The sequence below is a fragment of the Streptomyces sp. NPDC051041 genome (assembly GCF_044456065.1).
Lineage (GTDB): Bacteria > Actinomycetota > Actinomycetes > Streptomycetales > Streptomycetaceae > Streptomyces > Streptomyces glaucus.
Window position 1 is genome coordinate 117,615 of record NZ_JBITFM010000016.1, and the last position, 13,222, is coordinate 130,836.

General features: G+C 71.7%; 10 protein-coding genes and 2 CRISPR repeat arrays (1 of these 12 running past the window's edge). Of the genes, 2 read left to right on the plus strand and 8 right to left on the minus strand.

All coding sequences use genetic code 11. The features are described from left to right. Positions 1-3: direct repeats of the CRISPR family, unit length 29 nt; it begins 2,222 nt to the left of the window's first position. A gap of 92 nt (positions 4-95) precedes the next feature. From cas2e to cas3, 8 genes are read right to left on the minus strand one after another with little or no spacing between them, the layout of a single operon-like run. Continuing rightward, positions 96-464 carry a type I-E CRISPR-associated endoribonuclease Cas2e gene (gene cas2e, locus ACIBAI_RS22860; protein WP_399036900.1) on the minus strand — a complete coding sequence of 123 codons (369 nt, stop codon included), beginning with the start codon at positions 462-464 and terminating at the stop codon, positions 96-98. Then, positions 461-1,429 (minus strand): type I-E CRISPR-associated endonuclease Cas1e, encoded by a 969-nt coding sequence (gene cas1e / locus ACIBAI_RS22865; RefSeq protein WP_399036902.1) that lies wholly within the window; start codon positions 1,427-1,429, stop codon positions 461-463. Before cas1e ends, cas2e begins: the two co-directional genes overlap by 4 nt. Next, positions 1,426-2,214: a type I-E CRISPR-associated protein Cas6/Cse3/CasE gene (gene cas6e, locus ACIBAI_RS22870; protein ID WP_399036904.1), complete on the minus strand. Its 789-nt coding sequence runs from the start codon at positions 2,212-2,214 to the stop codon at positions 1,426-1,428. The genes cas1e and cas6e overlap by 4 nt, the downstream gene beginning before the upstream one ends. Next, positions 2,214-2,954 carry a type I-E CRISPR-associated protein Cas5/CasD gene (cas5e, locus tag ACIBAI_RS22875; protein ID WP_399036906.1) on the minus strand — a complete coding sequence of 247 codons (741 nt, stop codon included), beginning with the start codon at positions 2,952-2,954 and terminating at the stop codon, positions 2,214-2,216. The genes cas6e and cas5e overlap by 1 nt, the downstream gene beginning before the upstream one ends. Then, positions 2,951-4,147: a type I-E CRISPR-associated protein Cas7/Cse4/CasC gene (gene cas7e, locus ACIBAI_RS22880; protein ID WP_399036908.1), complete on the minus strand. Its 1,197-nt coding sequence runs from the start codon at positions 4,145-4,147 to the stop codon at positions 2,951-2,953. The genes cas5e and cas7e overlap by 4 nt, the downstream gene beginning before the upstream one ends. Then, positions 4,144-4,845 (minus strand): type I-E CRISPR-associated protein Cse2/CasB, encoded by a 702-nt coding sequence (casB, locus tag ACIBAI_RS22885; RefSeq protein ID WP_399036910.1) that lies wholly within the window; start codon positions 4,843-4,845, stop codon positions 4,144-4,146. The genes cas7e and casB overlap by 4 nt, the downstream gene beginning before the upstream one ends. After that, entirely contained in the window at positions 4,842-6,605 is a 1,764-nt protein-coding gene (gene casA / locus ACIBAI_RS22890; RefSeq protein ID WP_399036912.1) for a type I-E CRISPR-associated protein Cse1/CasA, read from the minus strand. The genes casB and casA overlap by 4 nt, the downstream gene beginning before the upstream one ends. Continuing rightward, positions 6,589-9,396, minus strand: coding sequence for a CRISPR-associated helicase Cas3' (gene cas3 / locus ACIBAI_RS22895; protein WP_399036914.1), 2,808 nt, complete (start codon positions 9,394-9,396; stop codon positions 6,589-6,591). Before cas3 ends, casA begins: the two co-directional genes overlap by 17 nt. 335 nt (positions 9,397-9,731) lie before the next feature. Next, a CRISPR array of direct repeats spans positions 9,732-11,288; the repeat unit is 29 nt; unit sequence CTGCTCCCCGCACGCGCGGGGATGGTCCC. A gap of 22 nt (positions 11,289-11,310) precedes the next feature. On the opposite strand from cas3, the gene ACIBAI_RS22900 reads away from it, so the two are divergent. Together ACIBAI_RS22900 and ACIBAI_RS22905 are read left to right on the plus strand one after the other, a co-directional pair. Then, entirely contained in the window at positions 11,311-11,880 is a 570-nt protein-coding gene (locus ACIBAI_RS22900; protein ID WP_399036915.1) for a hypothetical protein, read from the plus strand. A gap of 331 nt (positions 11,881-12,211) precedes the next feature. Beyond that, a complete protein-coding gene (locus ACIBAI_RS22905; RefSeq protein WP_399036917.1) occupies positions 12,212-13,057 on the plus strand; it encodes a hypothetical protein in 846 nt (281 codons plus the stop codon). The last annotated feature ends 165 nt before the right edge of the window (positions 13,058-13,222 follow it).

The following is a 13,222-nucleotide window of genomic DNA, read 5'->3' on the forward strand; positions in this document are numbered from 1 at the left end:
CAGACTGGATGACCTGCGATTTTACTGGCGCCGGAGGTGGTTTCCGAGTACTTTCGCTGATTCCGGCAAATGGGGCATGAGGGGCTTGATGTGCATCAGCTCCTCCCGAAGCGTCGGCGTTTGGCGGCTCTGCTCCAGCCGGATGGTGGCCCGTTTTGGAGAGCCGGGCCGGGACCGTGGGTGGGGGTGTTCGGGTCGGGGCGGCGGATCAGGGTGACGCCCTCGTGGTCGATCGGGTGCCAGGCGTGGTCGTGGGTGCGGAAGGTGAAGCCCTGCTCGTTGTTCGTGGTGTGGGCCAGCAGGGCGCGGCCTTGCCCCGCGTACTGCTGGACCTCTTCCCAGAGCACGTCGCGGATCCGGGCCGAGGGGTTGCCCACGAACACGCCTGCGGAGATTTCGAGCAGCCAGCGGGTGAGGAAGCCGCGTAGTCCGGCCGGGCAGTTGGTGAGGACGATGACGGTCACCAGAGCTCGTTCCCGTAGTCCTCGGGCCCGTCGTAGTTGACGCCGGAGGCGACCTGGTGGCCGTGGTCGCTCTGGAGTGTGACGACGTCCCGGTCGCCGCCGGGGTCGGAGGGGTCGGTCGTCTCGGGCAGCAGGAGGTGTTTGATGTCGTCGACGCACCGGTTCAGCAGGGATGTTTCGTTGATGCGGTTCCGTAGTGCACGGCGGGTGCGGGGGCCGACGTCCTCCTCGTCCTGTGCGGCCACGTCGAAGGCGAGCGGGATGCCGACTTCCGTCTTGTAGAGGTCGGCGATGTCCAGGACGAAGGACAGTTCGTGGCCGGAGTGGATGAAACCGAGGGCCGGGCTGCATCCCAGGGAGGTGACGACGGCGTGGGCGATGCCGTACATGCACTGGGCGGCGGCGGTGATGGCCTGGTTGACGGCGTCACCGCTGGTGAAGTCGCCGGGGGTGTAGCGGCGGCCCCGCCAGGGAACGCCGGTGCGGGCGGCCTGGGCTCGGTAGCAGTCCTTGACCCGTCGTCCCTCGCGGCCGAGGAGCTCGTGCCGGGTGAGGCCGGCCGGGTCCTCGTCCGGGAAGCGCAGCCGGTACATCTTGCGTGCCACGGCCAGGCGGCTGCGCGGGTTGGCCCACTGCCGGGCCTGGGCCTCCATGAGGGTGGAGGAGCGGCTGAGGGCACGGCCGGAGGCGTAGTAGCGCACGCCGTGTTCACCGACCCAGCAGACTGCCGCGCCGGTTTCGCCCAGCACGCTCATGGCCTGGTGGGTGACGCGGGTGCCGGGGCCGAGGAGGAGGGTGCCGATGGTTGCCGAGGGGATGTGGGTGGTGCCTTCTGCGTCCTGGGCGGTGATGGCGTTGGCGTCGCGGTGGACCGTGCAGCGTTCCAGGTAGACGAAGGACAGGCGCTCGTCGGTGCGGGTGAGCTGCCGGGGAGTGAGCGCCGGGCGCCGCGAGACCGTGCTCATGACGTCTGCCGGGCGGGCTGGGTGAGGGGAGCCAGGGTGAGCAGGCCGCAGCCGTAGGCACGGGCCCGGCCGACGCCCTGGGTGAGGGTGCGGCGCAGGGCATCGGGGTCGGTGACCTCCAGCCGCCCTTCGAAGGTGACGGTGACGACGGTGACCGGCTTGTCCCGACGGCCGCCAAGACCGCGGGACTTGTCGAAGGAGAGGGACCGCGTGTCTCGTATGGCCAGTTCGTACCGGTCGCCGGGATGGGGCCGCTTGCGGTGGGTGGTGCCCTCGGGCAGGAGCCGCCGGTCGGCCGGTTTTTCGCAGACGCGGAAGCCGAGGCGTTTTTGGCGTTCCTCGTCGAGCAGCCAGCCCATCTGGTGGACGGGTGTGAGATGGGCGGTGAGTTTGCGGGGTTCGCCCTCTTTACGGCGGATGGTGTGTACGGGGTTGGCGGTGAGGCGGAACGCCCAGCGGTCGCCGGCGGTCAGCCGGTCGAGGAGCGGAGCGTAGGGCCGGGTCTGCCAGCCGGGGTTCTCGGGGCCGGCGACGGCGGGCCATCCGGCCTGCTCGACCAGGTGCGTGAGGTCGGGACGGTCGGGGCTGACGATGTACAGCAGTACCTCGGCGCGGGATTGCTGGTCCAGACGCCACAGCACCCGCGGTGCGTCGGGTGCCGGGCTGTCGGAGGGCAGGATGTGGGGGAAGGACGACATGACGGCCGCATGCAGGGCCTGGGGTGAGGACAGAAGGCGGCGGGCGCCGGGCCGCGCGGTGTTGACGCGGAAGCGGGAGATGAACATCAGGCGCTCTCATCCTCCAGAACGTCGAGGGCGGCGAACGGGTCGTGCGCGTCCCGCGGGCCGCCGCCCGCCGGGATCGGAGTGGGCACAGGGGCGGTGACGACGGTGCGCAGCGTGTGCCGCCGGTGTGCGGCGTCGAAGCTGACCGGCTGGTCGCGCAGGACGTCCGCTGCCGTGGCGGGCTCGCCGGCGGCCGTCTCACGCAGCACGGTCAGGGTCTGCGGGGTCCGGTGGCGCCTGCGGTACCAGGCGGAGGCCTGCCAGGGCACGCCCGCCAGTACGTCCTCCAGGCGGGCGTCCTCGTACAGTCCGAGGCAGACCGGTTCGCAGGGCGGGCAGGAGCGCCGTCCGAGGCAGAGCGGGTACGCCGGGGCGCGCAGGGCGTCGCGCAGGCCGGTGAGCAGAGTGTGATCGCCTTCGACGGCGGCGACGAACACGGCGTCGGCGAGGTAGAACCGTTCGGACAGCGGCATGGAGGTGCCGGTGACGCCGTGGTGGGCGGTGTGGAAGTCCCGGATGCGGGTGCCGGGCTGGTCGATGCGGACCCCGAACCGGAGCGCCGCCAGGGGGTTGAGGCGCGCGTCGTCGCCGCGTTCGATGCCGGCCGCTGCGGCGAGCAGGCCGACGACGCCGCTCTTGGTCGGGGCCGACTCGGTGGTGCGGCGGGTGAAGCGCGAGGAGGCCCCCCAGGACTGCAGGGGGCCTGCCAGGCGCAGGACGAGCACACTGGTGCGGCTCATGCGGGCTTGTCCAGGCGTTCGGCGACGGCCTGGCCGACGGCGGCGGCGAGCTCGCGCAGTGTGCCGGCCTCGATGCCGAGATCGGCGAGCTTTTGCGTGGCGGGGCCGACGCGCAGGACCCAGGTGGGCGTGGTCTCGGGGTCGCCGTAGGCGCGCTCGACGTCCAGGGCGTAGGCGGCGAGCCGGTCGGCGGCCTCGCGCAGGTGTCCGCCGCCGTCGCTGCGGACCGGGTCCTCGAAGGCGGCGACGTAGCTGATCGGCCGGGTGGTGCGGAGCTTGACGACGACGGCGTCGGGCTCGGTGTGGTGCCCGAAGGTGTTGATCTTCCCGGTGGGCAGGGAGGAGACGAAGGCGTGCACGAACGCCTCGACGGCGCGGCGTACCGGCTCGGTGCGCGGTTCGTCTTCGCGCAGGCCCTGGCCGAGGTTGGCGGCGAGCTGGTGCACGCCGAGGGCGGCGTAGCGGTACAGGGTCGCGGAGTTGAAGTCGACGGTGCCGATCATTCCGGCGCCGGTCTCCTCCTCGGTGTTCTCGTCGTCGACGGCGGTGTAGTAGTCGGACTCGTTGTCCACCCGGTGGACGCTGAGGGCGTGCGCGACCTGCACGGCGGCGTCGACGTTGATGTCGGCGACGTCGGCGACCATGCGGCCGAAGAGGGCGATGTCCACGGAGTGGCGGGTGTCCGCGAGTTCCTTGGCGCGGGCCTTGTTCTCCTTGGTCTTCAAGAACGCCGTGATGTCGGCGGCGCCCTCCAGGGCGAGGCGGGCCAGGCCGTCGAGCTGCCGGGAGCTGAGGAAGACCAGGTATTTGCTCTCGGGGGCGGGGGCGGGACCTGCGTCTTTCTTCGCCTGGTCGGCCTTGCGCTTGGGGACCTCGGTCTTGAAGCCGGCGGCCTTGACCGTCTCGTCGGCGAGCCCCAGCGCCGTCTTCCGTTCGACGGCCGGGTCGAGCCCGGTGATCCGGTCGGCCAGGAGCTCCACGATCTTCTTGGTCCGCACGCCCAGCTCGGCGGGGTCGAGCAGGTGCTCGTCCTTGAAGTAGGTGCGGATGGCCCGCTTCCACGCCTGGCTGGAGACACGGGCACGGGGGACTCCGCCGTAGACGGCCGTCTTGGGCGCGCCCGTGTCGTCCCGGTTGAGGTTGCTGGGCGGGACGGTCTGCAGGGCGTGCACGTCCAGGAAGATGCGGTTCACGAGGCGTCCTTGTCGGTGTCCGGGGTGGTGGTGTCGTCGCAGGCCGGCTGGGTCCGCCGCTGCTCGTGGAAGGAGCGGCCCCAGCTGCGGCGGACGGCGGCGGGCCCGTCGGGCCACTGCCAGAGGTAGAGCTGCCCGGCTAGGAGGGCGTAGTCGAGCGGGACGTCCTCGCGGCGCAGCAGGGCGACGATGTCGCGCAGCCGCTGGGCGAGGGTGACCAGGTCGGGGGCGGTGCCCGCGCGGACCAGGCGCTTGCGGACGGGTTCGTCGACGCCGTCGGCCGGCATCAGGCGCCGGATTGCCGCGCCCAGGCCGCCCGGCCGTTCACGGGTGTGCCGGCGGTGCATGGGCGTGGAGCGGGACTGCTGGTGGAACGCCCACAGGGTGAGGGCCGTGTGCAGCGCGTTCTCGGCACGCACCAGCTCCTGCTCGCTCAGCGGCCGCGTCTCCTCGGCTGGAGTGTGCAGCGGACCGGTGTCGATCAGGCTCCACAGGTCGGGCGTCTCGCCCGCCTCACGGCCCGCACCGCGGCGCAGACGGGCGAGGGCGGCCACGGCCTGGGACCTGTCGTTGAGGTAGCCCTCCTGCCAGGAACCGATGTGCGCGGCGGCGAGTTCGGCGACCCGCTGGTGAACCGGGACCGCGGCCACGGCGGGCGGGGCCGACCGGGACGGGGACGGGGCGGATGCGGTGGTCATACGTGCACCTCCGGGTCGGTCGCGGCGTGATCGGTTTCCGGCGGGCCGGCGGGCCCCGGCCCGGGCGGACCGCCGTCGGCCAAGGCGGCGGCGCCTTCGCCGCCGCTTCCGGAACCGGGGGAGCCGGGGTCTGGAAGCGCCCGGGCCAGTCGCCCGCGGAACCACACGTCGGCCAGGCCCGCGTTCAGCCAGTGGGTGCCGCCCTTGGTGTCGGTCCAGGTCCGCCCCTCCCAGGCCGCGTCGCCCGCGGCGGCGATGAGACGGTCACCGAGACGGCCCACCGTCTCCCGTACCTGCCGCTGCCAGACGTACCGGTGCTCGAAGGGGTCGGGAGCCTTCGCCAGGGCGGACAGCCAGTCGCGGTAGGGATGGTCCAGCGCGTCGAACCCCTCGGCACGGGCTGTGGACTTCGGCCCTTCCTGCTCGGCTCCGGCCGCCCGGGCCAGGTCGGCCGCGAGGTCCCCCAGGACCCGCATCGCCCGGTCGGCGTCCTCGGCCGCGGCGATGGCCTGCCGGGCGTACGTGGGGTCCTGCCCGTGCAGCAGGACGACCGGCATCACCAGGCGGTCGTCGACGACCTCGTCGATCACGGACTGCTGAGTCCCGTACCGGACACCCGTCACCCGGGCACGGACGAGGAAACGGCGGGGGAGGTGGCCTTCGGTCACCAGACGGGCGACCCACTCGAGGATCCGCGGCCGCAGCCGCGCAGGCCCCTCGGCGCCGCCGGTCTCCTCCAGCCGGTCGGCGAGGAGCGCGGCGATGCCCCGCCAGACCGAGCGAGCCGGATCGTGTTCCAAAGGCAGGTACACAGGTGCCTGCCCCAGCTTCTTCTCCTGCACGGGGCTGCGCCGCCACGGGGTCATCGGCTCACGGCGGTGCATGTTCCGCCAGGCGAGCGGATCGCCGTAGCCCAGGACGACACCGTGGACACCGTCTGCGTCGTGGTGCAGCCGCACCCGGCGCGACTGCCAGGTGTACAGGTCGCGCAGGCCGGTCGCGGAACGCCCGTCGGATCCCGGCCCGCACGGCGCACGGCGCCAGGCCGGCCGGTCGTCAGGGGAGAAGTCGAGTTCTTCGGTGTCCGCCGCCACCAGGTTGAGCAGCAAGGTCTCGCGCAGCGTGTCGCCCTCGACGAAGACGCCACCGAGCCCGCCCGCCCAGCCGGTGCCGAGCGGGTATACCTTGCCGCCCTTGACCCGGTCGTCGCCGGCCATGCCGGTCTTGATGCCGGAGGTGTCGTAGGCGTGGACGTGGACGACCCAGCGGGCGGCTTCGGCGAAGCCCAGCCGTTCCACGTCCGGCATCCGCGCACTGAAGAACGGCTCCCCGGCGGGCACGTCGGCGACGATCCGGTTGAGGGAGAAGACCTCGTCCCTCGCTGTGCGTAACCCGGCGGTCTGCAGGAACGGTGTGACCGGGTGCAGGAGGTCGAACCGCTCGCGGTGCTCCTCCAGGTAGTCCTGGACGGGAGCGAAGCAGTCCGGATCCTCCCACAGCTCCGCCCATTCCTCGACATCGCCGGGACCGTCCAGGGCATCGTGTGCGATGGCCAGGAGGAGGCGGACCAGGGCGAACTCCTCAGTGGCCAGATCACCCACGATGCGCCGCAGCTCACCGGCCCGGGCGAAGAGCTGGCGCAGCGACACCTCCTCCTGCGAGCCGTCGCTCCGCAGCACCGGGATCCACGGCCGGCTGGTCAGGTCGAAGGACAGTGCCCCGCCCGCACCGGCACCGGGGGATTCAGTCGCTTGCGTCACGGGTCACCTCGAGGCCGTCTTCAGGGCTGTACCGGAGCGAGAATCCTGCCAGGTGGGTCTGACAGTTCTCGTCGAGAGCGAGAATCAGCTGGTCGGAGAGCCAAGGGCTGTCCTTTCCCTGCCACTTGGGCAGGTACAGCCGCTCCAGCTCCTCGATGGCCCGGTCCATGGTCTCGCCGGAGAACTGCAAGGGGAGCCGCAGTCCGCAGCTCGCGGCCGTACGGGCGGCGAACGGCGTCGGCGTGGCGTCCTGCGGCAGTTCGAGGCCGGCTCGCTGCCGCTTCTTGCCGTCCGGCTTGAGCCACGGCAAGGTGGCGAGGCTTCCGTCACCGCGCCGCTGCACGACGACGACCTCCAGGCTGTCCCGGCTGTCGCGGACCTGGGCACGCCCGGTGGGGGTGTCGTCCGTGTCCCCCACCCCGGCGGCGACCCAGCCGAACAGCGGACGCCCCGGTTTGCCGACCTTCCCCAGACGGAACACGGCGGCACGCCCGGCCTGGTCGTCGCGGTGCCGCTCGAACTGCTCGCGTGCCTCCTTCATCGCGTCCTGCCAGTGGTCCGGCCCGACCGGTGCCTCCCCGTACGCGCTCTGCACGAGAGGACTGATGTCCGCCGGGAGCCGCACCGGCCGCCGGGGGCCGCCGTTGAGGTGGGGCAGGAGCACCGCGGCCGACCGCAGCAGGGCGTACCGCCCGTACACGGCGACCGACCCCCGCACCGGAGCGGGCACGTCTACCGTCCAGTCGGCTCCCGTCACCAGGCAGCGCGCCGTCCGCAGGCGTTCGGGCCGCTGCCCTTGCCCTTGTCCACGCCGGTGGCGGTGCAGGCGCCCCATGCGCTGCAGAAGCAGGTCGACGGGGCACAGGTCGCTGACCAGCAGGTCGAAATCGACGTCCAGGGACTGCTCGGCGACCTGGCTGGCCACCACGATGTGCCGGCCCGCCGGCCTGTCACCCGTCTTCTCCGGAGGCCCGAAGAGGCGCAGCAGCGTCCTGTCCTTGTCCGCCCGGTCGAGGTCGACGAAGCACGAGTGGGCCACGGTCACGTTCTCGGCTCCGAACCTGTCGCGCAGCGCGCGAGCCGTCTCGAGCACCCGCCTGACCGTGTTCCGGATCACCAGAACGCACCCGCCGTCGGCCAGCTCGCTCTCCAGCCGGTCGGCAAGGACGTCCAGGCCGTCGTCGAGGCGTTCCACCCGCACCGCCGTCGACCGGGCCGACGCCTGCGGACGGCGACTCAGGGGGGTACCGCCCGGAGCGACGGCGGTCAGCAGCGGGTACGCGTTCGGCGCGCCCCTGTCCCCGGGGATACCGGCATCGGCCCGGCCGGAGTACGCCGCGACGAGTTCACGCCTGCGCGAGGCCGGCAGGGTCGCGGACAGCACCACCACCGGGACCCGGTACGCACCCAGCCAGGACAGCACCCGGTCCAGGTACACGCTCATGTACGTGTCATAAGCGTGCGCCTCGTCGATGACGACGACCTTCCCGGCCACCGCAAGGTGCCGCAGCGCCAGGTGCCTGCTCTTCAGCCCGGCGAACAGCAACTGGTCGATGGTGCCCGCCACGAACGAGGCCAGCATGGCCTTCTTACGGCCACGCAGCCAGGCATGCGCCACGAGTTCAGCACCCGCGCGCTGCTGTCCGTCCCGCTGCCGCCCAGGCGCGGGCGCCGCTTCGTCCACGCCGACGGCCACGACCCGTCCCGCACGGGCCATCAGGCCGGCGAAGTCCTCATTGAGAGCGGCTTTCGAATGGGCCAGGTGCACCGAGCGGCGCAAGCCCGCCACCCCCGGCAACCGGTCCAGCCAGTCGAGCAGACGGGGAAACATGGCATTGCCGGTGGCCATGGTGGGCAGGGCGAAGAACACCCCTCCTGCACCCGAGCGCGCCGCGAAGATCTCGGCCACGGCGAGCGCCGCCTCCGTCTTCCCCTCGCCCATCGGCGCCTCGACGATCATCAGACCGGGCGTCTCCATCTCCCGGGCGAGTTCCACGGCCGCTTCCTGGACCGGACGTATCTCCGCTTTCGCCGGCAGCGCGAACCGGGAGGCGAACAGCTCCTGAGCACTACAGTCCGGTTCCTCGGCCCGCCAGGGGTCCGGCAGGTCCAGCCCTTGCCAGGCCGCAGCGAGACGCTCCCGGTCGTCGCGGGACGCACCGTCGGGGAAGTACGGGAAAAGGTCCGGGTTGCTGGCGATCCAGTCGGAGACGATGACCAACGCGGTGAGCAGTACCTGCACCGGCTGCGGCAGCTTCACCGTCCGCCAGGCCCCGAGCCGTTCCGCCACACCGAAACGCTCAGCGCAGGCGTCGAGCAACTCGGTCTGCACCTGCCGCCAGACACGTCCGCTCGCACCAGGAGTGCGCAGCAACTCCTCGTGCTCGTACAGAGCCTTGATCTGGCCGTGCTCGGGCGGCACCCCATGATGCCCGCCCACGGCAACCGTGAACTGCCCGGTCCGGGCAGACGTCCACCCGTGCCGTTCCTCCAGCCACTCCCCCAGCAACACCTGCCCGGCCAAGCCGTGCGGCGCGACCCGACGGTCCGGCCCCATCGCCCTCGCCGAGCGCATCTCCAGCCCTTGGCCACGCATCGCGTCGGCGAGCTGGTCGACCTGACAGGCGAACGCCGGGGTGGCCTTGCCGATGTCGTGCACACCAGCGAGCCATACGGCAAGGGCGCGCGCATCCGGCTCACCCTGCGGCAACGCCCCGGCCACCAGCCTCCGCACCCCTACGGGAAACCACCGGTCCCACAACAGGCCGGCCACCGCGGCACTGTCCTCCATGTGCCGCCACAACGGCAGCCATCCATCGGTGTCACGATCATGCTTGGCCCACACCGACCGAGCCGGCCCCCCAAGCCGGCATAACAGGCCGGAACGAGCCCTTCCCCCAACGCTCATGAATGATTGATACAGGGAAAGATCGGCTCCGCACATCAAAACGAGGAAACAGAAGCACCTGCGGGAGAACGGCACCCCTGAGGCGTATGATGATCGGCTCACTTCTGACTCAGTGGGAAGTGCCTACAAGGTCGAATGTCAATTCATGTCCCATTTGTCGGAACCGGTGAAAGTTGCTGAAAGCGAGTCGCTACTGGAATAAACTCGCAGGTCAGGTAGTCTGCTCCCCGCACGCGCGGGGATGGTCCCGAGCGCTTCCTCGCGCCGGCGGGCGAGTGCGTCTGCTCCCCGCACGCGCGGGGATGGTCCCCCGCTGTCGACCGCCCGGCGCGCGGCCCGCACCTGCTCCCCGCACGCGCGGGGATGGTCCGCCATGAACGGACTCCGTTCGTCGAGGAGGGCTCTGCTCCCCGCACGCGCGGGGATGGTCCCTGATATCAGTTCGCAGGCGGCGGAGGCGCGTCCTGCTCCCCGCACGCGCGGGGATGGTCCCACGATCGCGTGAATGTGCGGATGCCACCCGGCCTGCTCCCCGCACGCGCGGGGATGGTCCCGCGGTGGGGCCGCCGCCGGTCTACGACCCGGACTGCTCCCCGCACGCGCGGGGATGGTCCCGAGGCCGGCGACTTCGTCCCCGCCTTCGACCGCTGCTCCCCGCACGCGCGGGGATGGTCCTGACCGGGTGAAGCCCTCCCTGGGGCAGTGGTTCTGCTCCCCGCACGCGCGGGGATGGTCCCGTCAGGGAGGCGTTCGGCGACCAGAAGGGCGCCTGCTCCCCGCACGCGCGGGGATGGTCCCACCCCGCCCAGCGGGACCGTCTCCCCATCCATCTGCTCCCCGCACGCGCGGGGATGGTCCCACGGCGGAGATGACGGCGACGATCGCGCCGGCCTGCTCCCCGCACGCGCGGGGATGGTCCCGCCGATGGTGACGCCGCCCAGGTTGATGGCCACTGCTCCCCGCACGCGCGGGGATGGTCCCTTCCAGCGGGAACGGCGGGTGCGTAGCACCTTCTGCTCCCCGCACGCGCGGGGATGGTCCCCAGGACTCGATCGTGGCCAGCTGCTCGCCGATCTGCTCCCCGCACACGCGGGGATGGTCCCTTCGCGCCGCGGATGACGTCTTCCATGCCCAGCTGCTCCCCGCACACGCGGGGATGGTCCCGATGGTGCCGAGGCTCCCCCGAGATGCGGCCACTGCTCTCCGCACGCGCGGGGATGGTCCCTGCACAAGTACATGGGCTCCAGGGCCAAGGGCCTGCTCCCCGCACGCGCGGGGATGGTCCCCAATCCGCAGATCACCGATCCGGACGTGATCCCTGCTCCCCGCACGCGCGGGGATGGTCCTGGCTTCCGGTACCAGCCGGTGACCCCGTCCACCTGCTCCTCGCACGCGCGGGGATGGTCCCGACTGGGCGCTGTATCCGGCGGACTGGGCGGCCCTGCTCCCCGCACGCGCGGGGATGGTCCCCGGTCGGCGGCCCAGCGGAGGACGGCGGCCCGCTGCTCCCCGCACGCGCGGGGATGGTCCCGCCTCCAGCGGCCCGCTGGACGCCCCGAAGGCCTGCTCCCCGCACGCGCGGGGATGGTCCCGACCGGCGTCCAGCCCGAGGCATCCAGCTCGGCTGCTCCCCGCACGCGCGGGGATGGTCCCCACATGCGCTTTTGCTGCTCACTGCCGTAGTGCTGCTCCCCGCACGCGCGGGGATGGTCCCGGCCAGCCGGACGCGGCCCGCGCGGACGGCAGCTGCTCTCCGCACGCGCGGAGTCTGCCGGCAGCGGCCGTCATGATGGGGGCGTGGACTACAGTCTCGTCATCGCTGCCGCGCACGCTGCCGGGCTCTGCCCGCCTGGTGAGGAACCCGCGTGGGGTCGCCGCGTGCACGCTCTCACCGTGGATCTGCACTTGATTGCTCAGCAGGCTGCGCAGGACATCGCCCGCCTGGAGACCGCATCGCGGTTTGTCGCGTTCCTGGAGAAGGTCGAGATCGAGGGGTCCAGCCGGCGGGGCCTGCTGACTTTGCGCAATCCGGCGGGGGAGACCGAGCACATCCGTACTGAGCAGCAGGAGACCGACCGGGGCCGCGATCTGATTGAGCGGGCCCGCGCTCTGCGGGGCCGTTGGGTGTTGGTGTTCCGGTACAACGAGAGGGCTTCTGCCACCAAGCAGGTCCGGATGCTCGCGCACCTCATGGATCTGGGCGACGGGGCCATCGCTGTGAACTTGGCGAAGAAGATCCTCATCGACGATGCCGGTGGCGCCATTCCCCGGGCGCAGGCGGCATGGGCGGAGGCGGGCCTGCCGGACAGCGGGGCCATCACGGTGGAGCAGCTGGAGCGGGCCCGCGCCAAGCTGCAGGGTGCGTGAGCCGAGCAGACGCCGCGGTGTAACGCCTGCCGGGGGTGCCCCGTCTGTAGGGGTGGGGCGCCCTGGGGGAGGCAACGAACTCGAGCAGTCTCCCTGCGGACGCCGGCCAAGCCGGACTCTAGATAACAGCAAGAAGCACGAGAGGCCTCCACGGGGCCCCAGGGCCCCGTCCCCGGGCCGCCCGGGGGTCGTACAAGGACCGTACCGGGCCTGCACGGACCGTTTTGGTCCGACACGGACCGAGACGAGACCTGCAGCTGGCCGGGGGAGGGGGTTGCTCGCTTCTTGCTGTTATCTGGAAACGTCGGACTGGGTTCCGTACGCTGTGGCCATGCCGAACCCGCGCACCGCCGACGCCCTCGCCGCGATCGGCACCTTCATGGACGCCCAGCAGAAAGCCGGGTACGCCGTCGGGACCGTACGGCTGCGCAGCACCCTGCTCACCGAGTTCCTGGAGCACGTCCTCGACGCGGAGAAGGTCTCCTCGCTGACCGCTGAAGAGCTCGTCCAGCCCGAGCGCGCCGACTCCTGGCTCGACGCGGCCGCCGCCGGCCAGACCCGGCGCCGCAACACCCTCACCGGCCCGGACGCCGCCGCCGCCTACGACTCCCAGCGCGCCCGCATCCAAACCTACAACGCCTTCGTCGACCACCTCGGCCTGCCCGGGCTGCAGCGCCCCTACCCGCCCTCCGGACACGGCGACCGCCTGGAGCCCGAGCAGGCCTACAAACTGCTGCGCACCCTCGCCGTCCGGCGGCCCACCGGCGCCAACGCCGCCACCGCCATCCGCACCGCCGCAGTGGCCGCCCTCGTCGCCGCCACCGGCCGCTCCGTACCCCAGCTCCACCAGCTCAACGTCACCGACGTCGACCTGGAGCGCCACCCCGTCCCCGTCGTGACCATCGACGACGTCGACCACCCGCTCGACAAGCACACCGTAAAGATCCTGCACCGCTGGCTCGACGTCCGCGCCGGCATCACCAAAGCCCTCGAAGGCAGCGACCCCGGATACCTGTGGATCCCAACCAAGCCCGGCCGCGAACGCGCAGGCGTCCAGCCGCCGAAGCCCGGCCTGACCCGGGCCGCCGTACGCACCCTGCACGCCGCCCACCGCAACCTCGTCCTGCAGGTGATCGGCGTCCCCCTGCGCCCGTACGCCCTCCTCCCCCGCCAGTGACGCTGCCAGTCCCGGCGAGCTCGGCTGCCATACGGCTGACGCTGCTACCGTCGCAGCCATAATGGTGGGCGGAGGAGATACGCGTAATAGCCGCCACTTCGTAGCAGAACGTGACGCTCAAATACGGTGAGTATGCGCACGCTCCGTGATCTGGCCCTGGCCCCC